The sequence below is a fragment of the Mycobacterium sp. 852002-51613_SCH5001154 genome (genome assembly GCF_001667425.1).
Lineage (GTDB): Bacteria > Actinomycetota > Actinomycetes > Mycobacteriales > Mycobacteriaceae > Mycobacterium.
This window is the reverse complement of record NZ_LZII01000037.1, coordinates 1-14,608: the sequence shown is the minus strand read 5'-3', so window position 1 is coordinate 14,608 and position 14,608 is coordinate 1. Positions and strand designations below refer to the sequence as shown.

The following is a 14,608-nucleotide window of genomic DNA, read 5'->3' as shown; positions in this document are numbered from 1 at the left end:
CTAGTCGTAGCCGTGCCGCATGTCCTCGACGATGCGTGGATTGTCCAGCGTCGAGGGCTCGAGCGGGCGGGGGCGGGTGTCGTCGGGGAACACCGTGGCGGCGTCCAGGACGTGCTGGTTCAGGAAACGCAGCGGGGGTGCGTTGGGCGGCACGGTGGGCGTGGGCGCGCCGCCCCCACGGCGGGCCAGCGCGAAACCCCAGTCACCGAACGTCGGCACATAGACGTGGTAGGGCGTCACCGCGTAGCCGGCCGCGCGGATGGACGAGGCGGTGCGCCAGAATGCGGTCTGCGTCGAGAACGGGCTGCCCGCCTGCACGACCATCAGGCCATCTTCGGCGAGCGCGTGCCCGACGAGTCCGTAGAACTCGGTCGAATACAGCCGCCCCAGGACCGGGGTGTCGGGGTCGGGCAGGTCGACGATGACCGCGTCGAAGCCCCCGGGCGGGACGACGTCCGGGTGCGGCGAGCGCAACCAGCGCATCGCGTCGTCGATCACCACCTTGACCCGCGGGCTGTCCAGCGAGCCGCCGTTGGCCCTGCGCATCGTGGTGCGCGCCAACTGAATCACCGCGGCGTCGAGCTCCACCTGCACGATCCTCGTGATGCCCGGCTGACGCAGTAACTCGCGGGCCACCAGCCCGTCGCCGCCCCCGAGGACGAGGACCGATCGCGCACTCGCCCCGAGCGCGGGATAGACCAGGCTTTCGGTGTAGCGGTACTCGTCCCGGGTGGAGAATTGCAGGCCCCCGTCGAGGTAAAGGCGCATGTCGTTACCGCGCTGGGTGACCACGATCTCCTGGTAGGCCGAGTGTTGATAGGCGATGATCGGGTCGGCGTAGAGGCGCTGCCTGCTCGTGGTTTCGATGTCGGCCGACCGCGCCAGCAGTGTGACCAGGAGGGCGAGCGCTGCGGCGAGCGCGCACAGCGCCGTCGCCAGTTGGCGGGCCGAAACCGCCCGGCGCAGCACGAAGATCGCCACGACGGCCGCCGCCAGGAGATTGACGATGCCGGTGGCCGCCGCGCCGCGGATCATGCCCAGGTGGGGCAAGAGCAGGAACGGCCACACCAGCCCGCCCAGCAGCGCGCCGAGGTAGTCGGCGGCGTTGAGGTTGGCCAGCGTCCGGCCGGTGTCGGGCGCCTCGCCACTGCGACCGCGCTGCAGCATCGTCATCAGCAGCGGCACCTCGGCGCCGACCAGCCCACCGATCAGGGCGGTGCCCACCGCCAGCATCCACATCGATTCGTCGTCGATGAAGGCGAACACCGTGTACAGGGCCGCCGCGGACAACCCGCCGACGATGCTCAGCAGCACCTCCACCGCGATGAACGCGATCGCCGCGTGCGCCAGCAGCGGCTTGACCACCAGGGCCCCCACCCCGAGCGCGGCGATGTAGCCCGCGACGATCAGTGACGTGGCGACGATGCCGCCGCCGTTGAGGCTCGCCGCCAGGGTGAGCAGCGCGAGTTCGTAGACGATGCCGGACGCCGCACATGCCGCAACGGCGGCCAGCAGCACGGCGCGCCAGCGCACCGAGGGCTCCGCGGGCCGGCTCACCTCTGGCACCGGCAGATCAACGGAGGTCATGACACCGCAGCGGCCGTGACCCCTCCCACGGCGAGCAATATCAGCGCCACCGCGAACGATCCCGGATGCAGCTCCGGCTCGTCGATGTGCTCGTGGAAACTTCCCGGTATCAGCAGGTGCATCGTGAGCAGCGCTATGCCCAGCAGGATCACGCCCATCAGCCCGTACACCGCCACACCGACGAGCCCCTGACCCAGCTGGCTATAGCTGTTCGCGATGGCGGTGATGATGACCACGGTCAGGGCGATGTACATCGCGCCCGCGACCATGACGGCGTTGGGGCGGCGGTCGATGAACACCAGCCGGCGCAGATTGCCCGGGGTCAACACGTCGACCGCGTAGAACCCGATAAGCAGCACTGCCATGCCGACCAGGAAGTACAGGATGGTTGCGACTGCGCCCTTCAGGACGGGATTGAGATCGACGGTGCCGATCTCGACGGCGAGGTACATGGTTTTCTCCTTTGTGGTGGTGAGCCGTCACTTGGTTCCGCCGGGGCCGCCGGGCGTACCCCCGGCGCCGCCCGAGGGTGAGCCGGGGCTGAATCCGGGGCCCAGGAAGATGAAAGCGCCGTGGCTGTATCCGGCGTTCAGGCCTTCCAGGCGGATGCTGCACGGGCGATTGCCGTCGGGGCCGACGATCACGATGTTGCTGCTGTAGCGCAGGTACTCGCTGTCGCCGTTGGCGGCCCGCGCCTCGGGGGCCTGATACTCGGCGAGCGCGTCGGCCACGTCGTCGGGAGGCCCGCTGCATTCGTAGCGCTTCCCGTTCGCGTCGTGGGAGTACTCGTGATAGTGGCTCGCGATGTAGGAAGCAATGTTCTTCTGCGACAGAATGATTCCGGGCACCAGGCAGGCGACGGCCGCGACGGCCAGCGCACCGGCGATCACGAACAAGCGATTGCGGCTCACGGGTGCCACCGGCTCACCGTGTGCACCACGTCGCCGCCCGAGCCAAAAGGGCTGCGCGGGTAGAGGTGCCAGGTCTGCCAATACCAGCCGGCGCCGTCGGGTTCGGCGGCCAGTGCGGTCAGCGCGGCGTCGTCGCCGGGGAAAGTGCCACCGAGCCAGCCCTTTTCCCGCGCGCACCGGTCACGAAGGTCGCGCGCCATCCGGCGGAAGGCCGCCTCGTCGTAGGAGTCGGTGCGGGATTGCAGGGAGTAGCCGGGCGCGGCCGTGTGCTCCGGCAGGTCGACGCCGAGGCCGCGTGCCGTGCAGGAGACCTCCTCGGAGAACCGGCCCGCGCCGTGCTCGACGGTGACGACGTGCGATGCGCCCAGGACCCCCAGCCGCAGGGCGCCGCCGCCGGGGTGGTGCAGAAGGCAGGTCGCCAGCGGCGGCGGTGCGGGCGCGTTGAGCGCGAGGCCGAGCTTTTGGCCGGAGACGTCCGAAGGGGCCACGACGAGTTGATGAAGGGGCACCGACGCGCCCTAGGGGGAGGAGGGCGGGGGTGCCGGATACACGGTCAGCTCGCCCGTGAGCACGGGCTTGCCGGTCGAAACCTCCCACGGCATGCCCGGCGCCCAGCGCTCGAACGAGAGCAGCGCGGACTCGTCGGAGTTGGCGCAGTCGACGAACTCCATCTCGCCGCCCGCCGGCAGGCCCGTGGTGCCCTCGGTCGTGAACGAGGCGCGACCGCGTTCGGACTCGTGAAACGTCACCCCGTCGACGACGTAAGAGTCACCCGGCTGCAGTTGGATGTCCTTGCGGCTGACCCACATCGCCAGCTCGAGGCGCCCGTCGTCCTCTTCGACGCTGAACCAGATCGGCTGGTCGCCGCCCTCCAGCAGATGCTCCCACCACACGAACGGGCCCTCGCGATACGTCACCGATCCGCGGACCACGTAGTCGACGCCGCCGTAGCTGACGATCGCGCCGGGGCCGAGTTGGCGGGGGCCGAATTCCGGCATCGCGTTGAACGAGAGGGGATCCTGGCGTCCGCGCGGCGGGGCCGGTTGCTTGGGGCGCCGCAAAGCGATGACCAACACCACGATTGACGCGATGAACAGCACGATCGCGATAATGACCAGCAGTGATCCCACGCAAACCCTTCCGTTGCCACATTGCTTGAGCGAACGTGGGGTAAAAGCTAACAGCTTTTGCGTGGGTTCGGCGCTGTAACGTCCCGAGCCGGGAATCGGCGGCGCCGCCGCGTGTCGTCCGCGGAGCCGTCGCCCCCGGCCGCTAGGGTATCGAACAGCTGTTCTACAGGTGGGAGCGGGCAATGCGCGTGATGGGCGTCGACCCCGGACTGACCCGATGCGGACTTTCGGTGGTGGAAAGTGGGAGCGGGCGTAGCGTGGTCGCGCTCGACGTCGACGTGGTTCGGACCCCGTCTGATGCGCCGCTGGCCCACAGGCTGCTGGCCATCAGCGATGCCGTCGAGCACTGGCTGGCCACCCATCAGCCGGATGTGGTGGCCATCGAGCGGGTGTTCTCCCAGCTGAACGTCTCGACGGTGATGGGCACCGCGCAGGCCGGCGGGGTCGTCGCGCTGGCGGCCGCCAAGCGCGGCATCGACGTGCACTTTCACACCCCGAGCGAGGTGAAGGCCGCGGTGACGGGCAACGGCGCCGCCGACAAGGCTCAGGTCACCGCGATGGTCACCAAAATCCTTGCGCTGCAAGCCAAACCGACCCCGGCCGACGCCGCCGACGCGCTGGCGCTGGCGATCTGTCACTGCTGGCGGGCGCCGATGATGGCCCGGATGGCCGCGGCCGAGGCGCTGGCCGAGCAGCAGCGGCACAAGTATCTGGCCAAGCTCAAGGCCGCGCGATGATCGCGTCGGTGCGCGGCGAGGTGCTCGAGGTGGCGCTCGACCATGCGGTGATCGAGGCCGCCGGCGTCGGCTACCGGGTGAACGCGACACCGTCGACGTTGGCGACCCTGCGCACCGGGACCGAGGCCCGGCTGATCACCGCGATGGTGGTCCGCGAGGACTCGATGACGCTGTACGGGTTTCCAGACTCCGACACCCGCGACCTCTTCCTCACGCTGCTGACTGTGTCGGGCGTGGGGCCACGGTTGGCCATGGCGACGCTGGCGGTTCACGACGCCGCGGCGCTGCGGCAGGTACTGCACGACAGCGACGTCACCGCGCTGACCCGGGTGCCTGGGATCGGCAAACGCGGCGCCGAGCGGATGGTGCTCGAGCTGCGGGACAAGGTCGGCGCCGTCACCGCGGGCGCACCGGGCGGTGCATTCGTGGTGAACGGGCACGCGGTCCGGGGCCCGGTGGTGGAGGCCCTGGTCGGTCTGGGCTTCGCCGTCAAGCAGGCCGAGGAGGCCACCGACAAGGTGCTGGCCACCGAGCAGGACGTGACGACGTCCGGCGCCCTGCGGGCCGCCCTGTCGCTGCTGGGTAAGTCGCGATGACCCGCGCCGGCGGCGATGCAGAGCGAAGCGATGAGGTGGGGGCACCACCCGCTTGCGGGGGAGAGCGGCGCAAATGACCGACGACTACGCCGACCGCGAGCTCTCGCCGGCGCTGTCCGTCGGGGAGGGTGACATCGACGTCAGCCTGCGGCCGCGTTCGCTGCAAGAGTTCATCGGCCAGCCGCGGGTGCGCGAACAGCTCCAACTGGTGATCGAGGGAGCCAAGAACCGCGGCGGCACGCCTGATCACATCCTGCTGTCGGGTCCGCCCGGGCTCGGCAAGACGTCCCTGGCCATGATCATCGCGGCCGAACTCGGGACGTCGTTGCGGGTGACGTCGGGCCCCGCGCTGGAACGCGCCGGCGACCTCGCCGCCATGCTGTCCAACCTGGTCGAGCACGACGTGCTGTTCATCGACGAGATCCACCGCATCGCCCGGCCCGCGGAGGAAATGTTGTACCTGGCCATGGAGGACTTCCGGGTCGACGTGGTGGTGGGTAAGGGTCCCGGGGCGACGTCGATCCCCCTGGACGTGGCGCCCTTCACCCTGGTCGGCGCGACCACTCGCTCCGGCGCGCTGACCGGACCGCTGCGCGACCGGTTCGGTTTCACCGCGCACATGGACTTTTACGAACCCGCCGAGCTGGAGCGGGTGCTGGCCCGCTCCGCCGGCATTCTGGGCATCGAGCTGGGCGCCGAGGCGGCCGAGGAGATCGCCCGGCGCTCGCGCGGCACGCCGCGCATCGCCAACCGGCTGCTGCGCCGGGTCCGGGACTTCGCCGAGGTCCGCGCCGACGGGGTGATCACCCGTGACGTGGCCAAGTCCGCGCTGGCGGTCTACGACGTCGACGAACTCGGCCTGGACCGGTTGGACCGGGCGGTGCTCTCGGCGCTGACCCGCAGTTTCGGCGGCGGTCCGGTCGGGGTTTCGACGCTGGCGGTGGCCGTCGGCGAGGAGGCGACCACCGTCGAGGAGGTGTGCGAGCCGTTCCTGGTTCGCGCCGGAATGGTGGCCCGCACCCCCCGGGGCCGGGTGGCCACCGCTCAGGCGTGGACTCACCTGGGCATGAGCCCACCGGCGGGCGCGGCCGGTTTGGGCCAACCCGGTCTGTTCGACTAGCGGCATAGGCGGGCGAAGCGGGCCGCCACCGTCGGCGGCCCGGCCGATTGCGGCCAAATCGTGACCTTTCGGCCGGACGGTGCGCGCACGCGCGCCGGCGGGATCCAGCCTGCTCAGAGGGCCGCCACCGGCGCCGCGGGCATCTGGGTGAAGGTTCGCAGCAAACCACATGCGCGGCCCGCAGCAGGTTATACGTGGGCGCCGTCGGGTAACCAAGCTCACAACAGCAATACCTGTTGAAGGAGATTCTGATGAGGACCACGCGCTACGACTATGAACGCCCTCGCGCGCTGTACATGCCGCGCACCCGCGGCGCGCTGACCGGCCTGCTCCTGATTCTGTTGGGCGCCTGGGGCGCATTGGTGCCGTTCTTCGGGCCCAACATCGATTGGGCGTACATGTCCGACCCGGCCTGGACGTGGACGACGACCAAGGGCTGGCTCGAGGTGCTTCCCGGGGCCGCTACGGCACTGGGCGGCCTGCTCGTGCTGTTGTCCGGTAACCGGGCCAGCGCCGTGTTCGGCGGCTGGCTGGCGGTCGCCGGCGGTGCGTGGTTCGTGGTGGGCCGCGCGTTCGCGTCGACGCTGGGCATCGGGGGCCTCGGTCAACCGGTGGCGTCCACGGACCTGAAGCGAGCCCTGCTCGAGATCACCTACTTCACCGGTCTGGGCGCCTTGATCGTGTTCCTGGGCGGGGCGGCCGTCGCGCGCCTGGCCGTTCGGCACGCACGCGATGTCGTGGTGCGGGAACCGGCGCCGGTGGCGGGCGACGCCGTACCGGCGGGTGAGCCCGGCATGTACGACGAGACTCGCGGCGTGACGGCGGCTCGGGCGGACGCAACGGCAGCCGAGCCGGAGCCGCGCGGGCGTGGCCTGTTCGGCCGGCGCGCGGGCGGCGGCCTGTTCCACCGCCACCACCACGCCGGCGTGTAGGCGGTAACCGCCAACTCGGGAGGCGCCGGTAGCCGATTGGCTACCGGCGCCCTTTCGCGTCACGGCACTCCGCCACCCGCAGGTCGGTAGAGTCACCGGCGCCGGGGACATGCGGGCCTCGACGAGCGAGGAGGAGCGATGATCGCCGCCGGGTTGGTATTCGCCGCATTGGCGGCGTTATTGCACGTGTACATCTTCGTGATGGAATCGTTGACCTGGACCTCGCCGCGCACCCGTGCCACGTTCAGCACCACGGCCGAGGAAGCCGAGACCACCAAGCTGCTGGCCTTCAACCAGGGCTTCTACAACTTGTTCCTGGCGGTGGTCAGCGGCCTGGGCATTGCCGCGATCATGTTGCGGCACAACGCAGTTGGCGCGGCGCTGATTTTCGCCGGCGTCGGTTCGATGGCGGCGGCCGCCGTGGTGCTGCTCTTGTCCGCGCCGGAGAAGGCGCGCGCCGCGGTGACGCAGGGTGCCTTCCCGGTGATCGCGATCGTGCTGCTGCTGCTCGGACTTCAGCAGTAACAGCAGCCTCACCAGCCCCAATCGTCACCGGGAGCGGTGGTGTTCACGTGCCCGATGGGTTACGACTGGAAACCGCCGGGTACCCATCTCCGGCCGGAAATAGGCCCGGTATTCAACGAGGGGAAATCATGAAATACGCAGAAGACGGCCAAACCCGCGGGCTGAGCATGCCGCGTTCGCGTGGCGCGGTCAGCGGATTGCTCCTGGTCATCTTGGGAGCTTGGGGGGCGTTAATACCGTTTGTCGGACCGCGCTTCAATTTCGCCTACTCACCCGACCGGGAGTGGGCGTGGAGTTCGGCTCGTGGGTGGCTCGAGGTCCTGCCGGGAGCCGCGACCGTGCTGGGCGGTCTGTTGTTGATCATCGCCGGAAATCGGGTGGCGGCCATGCTGGGCGGATGGCTGGCGGTGCTGTCCGGCGCCTGGTTCATCGTCGGTGGTCAGCTCGCGCCGCTGCTGGGAATCGGCTCCGCCGGTGACCCCGTCGCCGCCACCGAGCGCAAGCGTGCGGTGCTCGAAGTCAGCTATTTCTCCGGACTGGGTGCGCTGATCGTCTTCGTCGGCGGTGTGGTGCTCGCCCGCACGGCCGTGCGGCTGGCGCGGGACGTCCAGCCCGTAGCGCCGGCGACAGCCGTGTCGGCGCCGGGCGTCGAGCCTTACCGCGACTCGGCGTACGAGCCCGCCGAGGTGTCCTCGGGCGCGTTGACCAAGCCGCGTACGGCTGCCGACCCGGAGCCGAAGCGGGGGTGGCGTCGCCATCGTCCGGCGTCGGGCGCCAACGCCGCGTACCTGCGCTGGCCACACCCACAGCAGTAACCGGTTCAGCTAGAAACAGCGATCGCCCAGTCCGTCACGGACTGGGCGATCGCTGTCTTGTGCTTACAGCAGTCCGAGCAGCTGCAGGTCCGTGATGTACTTGACGATGATCGGCGCCGAGACATGTGGAATGTCTTTGTCGGGGCCGATTTTCGCCTCCTGCACCGCGGCGCGGAAGCGGTCGGTCGGGGCCATCGATCCGTTGATCGGCTGCTCGGGCCGCTGGTAGTTGTGCAGCAGTGGTAGCAGCGAATACTGGCGTTGCCGCTCGGGCAGGCCCCGCATCGTCTGATCGAACCGCCGCAGCCATTCGCCGTAGTCGGCGATCCGCTGGATCCCATAGCCGGCGTCGATCAGCCAGTCGACGTACTCGTCGAGGCCGATGCCGTCGTCGTACGGGTTCATCACGTGGTACGTCTGGAAGCCGTCCCCGGTGTCCAGCACCTGCGTCCCCAGCGTCGAGATCGCCGCGGCGATGAACTCGACCGGCAGGCCGTCGTAGTGCGAACGCTGACGGTTGCCCTCGGCGTCCAGCTCGTAGAACGAACCGGGTGCGACACCGGTGGCGACCAGGCTCAGCATCAGCCGGGTGAACATGTCCGGCAGGTTGAGCTGGCCGGCGTAGGTGGTGTCGGCCAGGATCATGTCGCACCGGAAGACCGCGACGGGCAGGCCACACAGGTCGTGTGCCTCGCGCAGCAGCACCTCGCCGGCCCACTTGCTGTTGCCGTAGCCGTTGGCGTAGTTGTCGTTGATCGCGCGGGTCGCGCTGATCTGCCGGACGTCGGCATCCTCGACGAACTCGCCCGGCTTGATCTGGTCACCGACGCCGATCGTCGACACGTAGGTGTACGGCTTCAGCTTGGTGGTGAGCGCGATCCGGATCAGTTCGGCGGTGCCGAGCGCGTTGGGGCCGAACAGCTCGCTGTAGGGCAGGACGTGGTTGACCAGAGCGGCCGGGTCGACGATCAGGTCGACGGTGTCGGCCAGCCGCTGCCAGGTCTGCTGCTCCAGACCGAGGTTGGCCTCGCCCTTGTCACCGGCGATCACTTCGAGGTGGTCGGCGGCCAGCTCCTGATAGTGCGCCACCAACGCTGGGTCGCTGTGCGCGGAGCCCACGCCGAAGGTCTTGTTCAGCCGGGCGCGCGCCTCGTCGTCGGATTTGGCGCGCACCAAGGCGATGACCTTGCCGTCGACCATGTCCATCCGCTCGAGCCACTCCAGGGCCAGGTAGCGGCCCAGGAAGCCGGTCGCGCCGGTCAGCAACACCGTCCGCACCTCGGTGGTGGGCTTGGGCAGGCTGGGCGCGGCGGCCAGCGTCTCGGCCTCGAGGAACTTGTCCAGGGTGAGGTCGCCGGCGTGCACCGTGGTCGCTTGATCTTTGGGGCGACCGTGCACCGCGGCGAAGGTGGGCCGCTTGGTGCCCTGGCGCTCGCCCTCGATGTAGTTGGCGATGGCCTGCAGGTCGCTGGCCGGGCTGACGATGACGCCCACCGGGACGTCGATGTCGAAGATCTCGCGCAGCAGGTTGCCGAACGTCAACGCCGACAACGAGTCTCCGCCCAGATCGGTGAAGTGCGCGTCGGGGGTCAGCTCGATGCTCGCCGTGCCCAGCATCGCGGCCGCTGCCCGGCTCACCGTCTGCAGCACCGGCGCGCTCGCGCCGTTGCGGCGCAATTCGGCGAGCTCGTTGGCCTGCCCCTCGGCGAGCTCGGCGTAGAGCTGCTCGAGCCGCTCGCCGTAGTGCTGCTTCAGCTTCGGCCACGCCAGCTTGCGGATCCCGGTCAGCAGACCGTTCTCCAGGCTGAACGGTGTGGTCTCGATGATGAAGTCGCGGGGCACCTCGTAGGACTGCAGGCCCACCTGACGGGCGACGTTCTGGAGCGAGTCGGCGATCTTCGGCTTGAGCGTCTCGAGGTCGCCCGAGGCCAGCGCCTCCTCGGTGGGCACCACGACGGCCAGCAGGTAGGGCTGGGCGCTGTTGCCGTAGACGTAGATCTGGCGCACCAGCGGGCTGTTGCCGAACTCGGCCTCCAGCTTGGCCAGGGTGACGAACTCGCCCTGCGCCAGCTTGAGCACGTTGTTGCGGCGGTCGACGTACACCAGCTTGTCGGGCGCGATCTCGGCGAACACGTCGCCGGTCCGGTAGTAGCCGTCCTCGTCGAACACGTTGGCGGTGGTCTCGGCCCGCTTGTAGTAGCCCGGGAACATGTTCTCGGTGCGCAGCAACAGCTCACCACGCGGGTGCGGCCGGTCGGTGCTGAAGTAGCCCAGGTCCGGCACGTCGACGAGCTTGTAGTCGATCACCGGCGGCCGCTGGATCTCGCCGTCGAACAGCACCATCCCGGCCTCGGTCGAGCCGTAGCCGTCCATCAGGTGCATCTCGAGCAGGGACTCGACCCAGGCGCGCAGCTCCGGCGAGGTCGGGGCCGAGCCCGTCATCGCGAAGATGAACCGCCCGCCCAGCAGATACTGGCGCTGCTCGGCCAGCACCTGAGCCGCCACAGCCTCGCGGTCGCCGCCCTCGGACAGCCGCCGCTCCACCTGGCGCTGGAATTCGCCGAACAGGGTCTCCCAGATGCGCGGCACGAAGTTCAGCTCGGTCGGCCGCACCAGCTCGAGGTCCTCCAGCAGCGTGGAGAGGTCGCTCTTGGCGGCGAAGTAGGCGGTGCCGCCGTTGCCCAGCGTGCCGTACAGGATGCCGCGGCCCATGACGTGGCTCATCGGCATGAAGTTGAGGGTGATCGACGCGGCGCTTTCGCCGAACCAGTTCCTGCTGCCCCGGCGCCAGATCTTGGCGACGTTGCTCTGTGGGTACATCGCGCCCTTGGGTGCGCCGGTGCTGCCGGAGGTGTAGATCAGCAGGGCCAGCGGGTCGGATTCCTCGCTGGCGGGGATGACCGTTTCCGGCAGCGCCTTGCCGCGCTCGAGCGCCTCGGCCAGGGTCTCCACCAGCACGTCGGCCTCTGCCAGCCGCGTGCGCGCGGTTTCCACGGCCTCGCGCTCGTCGTCGACCTCGGGGTGGTAGTCGAACGCCACCAGCTTGGCGGGCCGGTGGCCGCTCAGGATCAACTCCACGGCCTCGGGCAGCTGATTCACGCTCGCCGCTATCACGGTGGGCTCGGTCTCGGTCACGATCGGCTGCAGCGACGTAAGCGACGCGCTGGTCTGCAGCGGCACCGACACCGCGCTGATCACGGCGAGCGCCATGTCGATGGTGGCGTAGTCGACGCTGTTGAAGCCCAACACACAGACCCGGTCACCGACGTGTACCTCGTCGTTGGCCCAGGCGCGGCCGAGCGCTTCGACGCGGTCGGCCAGCTGGCCGTACGTGATGGTTTCGTAGCGGGGGATCAGCTCCAGCCTGGTGCGTCCGGTCGCCGCGTCCTCGACATACTCCACCGCGCGGTGCGCGAGGGCCGGCCGGTCCGCATACCCCTTGAGCACGGTGCGGATGACCTGCGGGAGTGGCATCCCGGGCTTCTCGACGGCGGCCTCGACGGCCGGGTCGGGACGCGCGGCGGCGAACTGCGGGTCGTTGGCGGTCAGGTCCTCGATGCGGCGCTCGAGCCGCTCGTCGCGATTGATGGTCGACATAAACAAATTCCCTTGCAATGAAAGATAGTGAGTCGTTTTCGCGCCGATGCGCTGACGTTTAGAACGTTAGCTAAAGTAACGGTATTCCACCATGGGCGCGCCGCCGCGGTCGTTGTGAGATTGCCCACGCGAGCCGATGAGTCCCCGGGTCTTACCGGTCTTACAGGTCGCCCAGGAGCCGGCCGAGGATGTCGAGCCCCTCGTTGAGCAGCTCGTCGCTGATCGGCAGCGGCGGCAGCAGCCGGATGATGTTGCCGAACATGCCGCAGGTCAACACGACGACCCCGGCGGCGTGGGCCGCGGTGGACAATTTCTGAGTCAGCTCCGCGTCGGGTTCCGAGGTCCCTGACTTCACCAACTCGATGGCGATCATGGCGCCGCGGCCACGCACATCGCCGATCCGGTCATCGCCGGCCTGCAGACGCAACAACGGTTCGGTGATCAGCCGTTCCAATTGCTGAGCGCGCTCGATCAACCCGTCACTTTCGATCGTGGTGATGGTGGCCAGTGCTGCCGCGCAAGCGATCGGGTTACCGCCGAAGGTGCCGCCCAAACCGCCGACGTGCGATGCGTCCATGATCGGCGCGCGGCCGGTGACCGCCGACAGCGGCAGCCCGTCGGCAATGCCCTTGGCGGTGCAGATCAGGTCGGGTTCTATGCCCTCGTGCTCGCAGGCGAACATCGTGCCGGTGCGCGCGAAGCCGGTCTGCACCTCGTCGGCGATGAACACCACGTCGTTGCTGCGGCACCAGTCGAGCAGGGCGGGCAGGAATCCCTCGGCGGGCACGATGAATCCGCCCTCGCCCGCGATCGGTTCGATGATCACGGCGGCGAGGCTGTCGGCACCGACCTGACTCTCGATCACGTCGATCGCCCGCGCGGCGGCCTTCTCCCCGTCGGTGGCCAGCTCCTTATCGGTCAGGCCGTCCCGGTAGGGGTAGGACATCGGGGCGCGGTAGACCTCCGGCGCGAACGGGCCGAAGCCGCTCTTGTAGGGCTTGGACTTGGCGGTCAGCGCCATCGCCAGGTTGGTGCGGCCGTGATAGGCGTGGTTGAACGCCACGACAGCGGGCTTGCGCGTGTAGGTGCGTGCGACCTTGACAGCGTTCTCGACCGCCTCGGCGCCGGAGTTGAACAACACCGAACGCTTCTCGCCGGAGCCCGGCGTGATCCGGTTGAGCTCCTCGGCGACGGCGATGTACTGCTCGTACGGCGCGACCATGAAACAGGTGTGAGTGAACTCCGCGACCTGCGCGCGCACGGCCTCCACCACCCGGGGTGCGGAATTGCCGATGGTGGTCACCGCGATGCCCGACGCCAGGTCGATGAGCCGGTTGCCGTCGACGTCCTCGATGATGCCGCCGGAGGCGCGCGCGACGAACACCGGCAGCGAGACGTTGACCCCATGGGACACCGCCGCGGCGCGCCGTTTGGTCAGTTCCAGCGAAGCGGGACCGGGGATTTCGGTGACCAGCTGGCGAGTCTGCTCGAGGCCGGCCACGATCTTCTCCTCACCGCGGCGCGCCTGTCACGTCGCCACTAAAGCCTATCCGGCGCGGCGGCGTCGGGCCTCCCGCGCACCGCGGCGGTCGGGAGCGACCTGCGGCAATGGCACACTGGCCGGTACGAGGTGCGCGGCCCGCGGGTCGTTCCGGCACCCGGCGACAAGAAGTGCCTTAAATGCCACTACGAAAGACAGGCCCGTCATGGAGAGTTTGATCCTGTTCCTGCCCTTCCTGCTCATCATGGGTGGGTTCATGTACTTCGCGTCGCGCCGCCAGAAGCGCGCGATGCAGGCCACCATCGACCTGCACGAGTCACTGCAGCCGGGGGACCGCGTGCACACGACGTCCGGTCTGCAGGCGACGGTCGTCGCGTTCACGGAGGACACCGTGGATCTGGAGATCGCCCCCGGCGTGGTGACCACGTGGATGAAGCTGGCCATCCGCGACCGGATCCTGCCCGACGACGATGAAGACCTGGCCGACGGTGACGACGCCGACGACTTGGCAGAATCCGACGAGGGCCGGGTTATCAAGGATTCCTGACGGAAGGTCGGTCCGCCGCGGCGGACCGCTTGCGCAACGGGCGCGTGCGCGGCACTAGGCTCTGTTGCGGGCTCTGTCCGGGGTAAGAACCGCTACTCGAGGAGATAGAAGGAACGTGGCATCGTCTTCGGCGCCGGTGCACCCTGCCCGCTACCTGTCGGTTTTCTTGTTGCTGCTCGTCGGCGTCTACCTGTTGGTCTTCCTGACCGGGGACAAGCGCGCCGCCCCCAAGCTCGGCATCGACCTGCAGGGCGGTACCCGCGTCACGTTGACCGCGCGCACCCCGGACGGGTCGCGCCCGAGCCGCGATGCGCTGGCACAGGCGCAGCAGATCATCAGTGCGCGCGTCAACGGGCTTGGCGTGTCCGGTTCCGAAGTGGTTGTCGACGGCGACAACCTGGTCATCACCGTGCCCGGCAATGACGGCAACGAGGCCCGCAACCTGGGCCAGACAGCCCGCCTCTACATCCGCCCGGTGCTGAACTCGATGCCCGCGCAGGCCGTCCAGCCCAAGCCCGCCCCGAAGGCACCGCCCCCGGGCCAGGCGCCGCCCCCGGGCCAGGCGCCGCCGCCGGGCCAGGCGCCAGCGTCGGGCCAGGTGCCTGTCTCT

The 14,608-nt window shown here is 69.1% G+C and carries 14 protein-coding genes and 1 pseudogene; 8 read left to right on the top strand and 7 right to left on the bottom strand.

Translation table 11 applies throughout. From position 1 onward, the window contains the following. From A5750_RS09070 to A5750_RS09050, 5 genes are read right to left on the bottom strand one after another with little or no spacing between them, the layout of a single operon-like run. On the bottom strand, positions 1 to 1,587 hold the full coding sequence (locus tag A5750_RS09070; protein ID WP_067262168.1) for a polyamine aminopropyltransferase: 1,587 nt from the start codon (positions 1,585 to 1,587) through the stop codon (positions 1 to 3). Further along, positions 1,584 to 2,039 (bottom strand): DUF350 domain-containing protein, encoded by a 456-nt coding sequence (locus tag A5750_RS09065; protein ID WP_066950014.1) that lies wholly within the window; start codon positions 2,037 to 2,039, stop codon positions 1,584 to 1,586. The genes A5750_RS09070 and A5750_RS09065 overlap by 4 nt, the downstream gene beginning before the upstream one ends. Positions 2,040 to 2,066: 27 nt before the next feature. Continuing rightward, positions 2,067 to 2,498 (bottom strand): DUF4247 domain-containing protein, encoded by a 432-nt coding sequence (locus A5750_RS09060; RefSeq protein ID WP_066950575.1) that lies wholly within the window; start codon positions 2,496 to 2,498, stop codon positions 2,067 to 2,069. After that, positions 2,495 to 3,007, bottom strand: coding sequence for a DUF2617 family protein (locus A5750_RS09055; protein WP_066950010.1), 513 nt, complete (start codon positions 3,005 to 3,007; stop codon positions 2,495 to 2,497). The genes A5750_RS09060 and A5750_RS09055 overlap by 4 nt, the downstream gene beginning before the upstream one ends. A 9-nt stretch (positions 3,008 to 3,016) precedes the next feature. Beyond that, positions 3,017 to 3,628, bottom strand: coding sequence for a DUF4178 domain-containing protein (locus A5750_RS09050; RefSeq protein ID WP_066950007.1), 612 nt, complete (start codon positions 3,626 to 3,628; stop codon positions 3,017 to 3,019). Between the two features lie 182 nt (positions 3,629 to 3,810). Between A5750_RS09050 and ruvC the strand changes: the two genes are divergently transcribed. The 6 genes from ruvC (at position 3,811) to A5750_RS09020 (ending at position 8,353) form a co-directional block, all read left to right on the top strand. After that, a complete protein-coding gene (ruvC, locus tag A5750_RS09045) occupies positions 3,811 to 4,365 on the top strand; it encodes a crossover junction endodeoxyribonuclease RuvC (protein WP_066950004.1) in 555 nt (184 codons plus the stop codon). Then, complete coding sequence (gene ruvA, locus A5750_RS09040; protein ID WP_067262167.1) at positions 4,362 to 4,961, top strand: Holliday junction branch migration protein RuvA; 600 nt, start codon at positions 4,362 to 4,364, stop codon at positions 4,959 to 4,961. The genes ruvC and ruvA overlap by 4 nt, the downstream gene beginning before the upstream one ends. A gap of 73 nt (positions 4,962 to 5,034) precedes the next feature. Then, positions 5,035 to 6,081, top strand: coding sequence for a Holliday junction branch migration DNA helicase RuvB (gene ruvB, locus A5750_RS09035; RefSeq protein ID WP_067262165.1), 1,047 nt, complete (start codon positions 5,035 to 5,037; stop codon positions 6,079 to 6,081). A gap of 251 nt (positions 6,082 to 6,332) precedes the next feature. Beyond that, the gene (locus tag A5750_RS09030) at positions 6,333 to 7,013 is read left to right on the top strand and encodes a hypothetical protein (RefSeq protein WP_066949994.1); all 681 of its coding nucleotides are present in this window, start codon (positions 6,333 to 6,335) and stop codon (positions 7,011 to 7,013) included. 138 nt (positions 7,014 to 7,151) lie between these two features. After that, positions 7,152 to 7,538 (top strand): DUF1304 domain-containing protein, encoded by a 387-nt coding sequence (locus tag A5750_RS09025; RefSeq protein ID WP_066949991.1) that lies wholly within the window; start codon positions 7,152 to 7,154, stop codon positions 7,536 to 7,538. A gap of 128 nt (positions 7,539 to 7,666) precedes the next feature. Next, a complete protein-coding gene (locus A5750_RS09020; RefSeq protein ID WP_066949988.1) occupies positions 7,667 to 8,353 on the top strand; it encodes a hypothetical protein in 687 nt (228 codons plus the stop codon). Positions 8,354 to 8,416: 63 nt separating this feature from the next. Here the strand turns inward: A5750_RS09020 and car are convergent, their stop codons facing one another. Together car and gabT are read right to left on the bottom strand one after the other, a co-directional pair. Beyond that, a complete protein-coding gene (gene car / locus A5750_RS09015) occupies positions 8,417 to 11,950 on the bottom strand; it encodes a carboxylic acid reductase (protein WP_067262163.1) in 3,534 nt (1,177 codons plus the stop codon). Between the two features lie 160 nt (positions 11,951 to 12,110). Continuing rightward, positions 12,111 to 13,451 carry a 4-aminobutyrate--2-oxoglutarate transaminase gene (gabT, locus tag A5750_RS09010; protein ID WP_067262161.1) on the bottom strand — a complete coding sequence of 447 codons (1,341 nt, stop codon included), beginning with the start codon at positions 13,449 to 13,451 and terminating at the stop codon, positions 12,111 to 12,113. 205 nt (positions 13,452 to 13,656) lie between these two features. Between gabT and yajC the strand changes: the two genes are divergently transcribed. Together yajC and A5750_RS09000 are read left to right on the top strand one after the other, a co-directional pair. Further along, a complete protein-coding gene (gene yajC, locus A5750_RS09005) occupies positions 13,657 to 13,998 on the top strand; it encodes a preprotein translocase subunit YajC (RefSeq protein WP_066949979.1) in 342 nt (113 codons plus the stop codon). Between the two features lie 115 nt (positions 13,999 to 14,113). After that, positions 14,114 to 14,608, top strand: a pseudogene (locus A5750_RS09000) (protein translocase subunit SecD); the annotation flags it as partial.

What these genes read in the sequence shown, in the direction of transcription:
- A5750_RS09070 (WP_067262168.1), bottom strand. Translation starts at nt 1,587, where the DNA reads ATGACCTCCGTTGATCTGCCGGTGCCAGAGGTGAGCCGGCCCGCGGAG.
- A5750_RS09065 (WP_066950014.1), bottom strand. Translation starts at nt 2,039, where the DNA reads ATGTACCTCGCCGTCGAGATCGGCACCGTCGATCTCAATCCCGTCCTG.
- ruvC (WP_066950004.1), top strand. Translation starts at nt 3,811, where the DNA reads ATGCGCGTGATGGGCGTCGACCCCGGACTGACCCGATGCGGACTTTCG.
- ruvA (WP_067262167.1), top strand. Translation starts at nt 4,362, where the DNA reads ATGATCGCGTCGGTGCGCGGCGAGGTGCTCGAGGTGGCGCTCGACCAT.
- ruvB (WP_067262165.1), top strand. Translation starts at nt 5,035, where the DNA reads ATGACCGACGACTACGCCGACCGCGAGCTCTCGCCGGCGCTGTCCGTC.
- A5750_RS09030 (WP_066949994.1), top strand. Translation starts at nt 6,333, where the DNA reads ATGAGGACCACGCGCTACGACTATGAACGCCCTCGCGCGCTGTACATG.
- A5750_RS09025 (WP_066949991.1), top strand. Translation starts at nt 7,152, where the DNA reads ATGATCGCCGCCGGGTTGGTATTCGCCGCATTGGCGGCGTTATTGCAC.
- A5750_RS09020 (WP_066949988.1), top strand. Translation starts at nt 7,667, where the DNA reads ATGAAATACGCAGAAGACGGCCAAACCCGCGGGCTGAGCATGCCGCGT.
- car (WP_067262163.1), bottom strand. Translation starts at nt 11,950, where the DNA reads ATGTCGACCATCAATCGCGACGAGCGGCTCGAGCGCCGCATCGAGGAC.
- yajC (WP_066949979.1), top strand. Translation starts at nt 13,657, where the DNA reads ATGGAGAGTTTGATCCTGTTCCTGCCCTTCCTGCTCATCATGGGTGGG.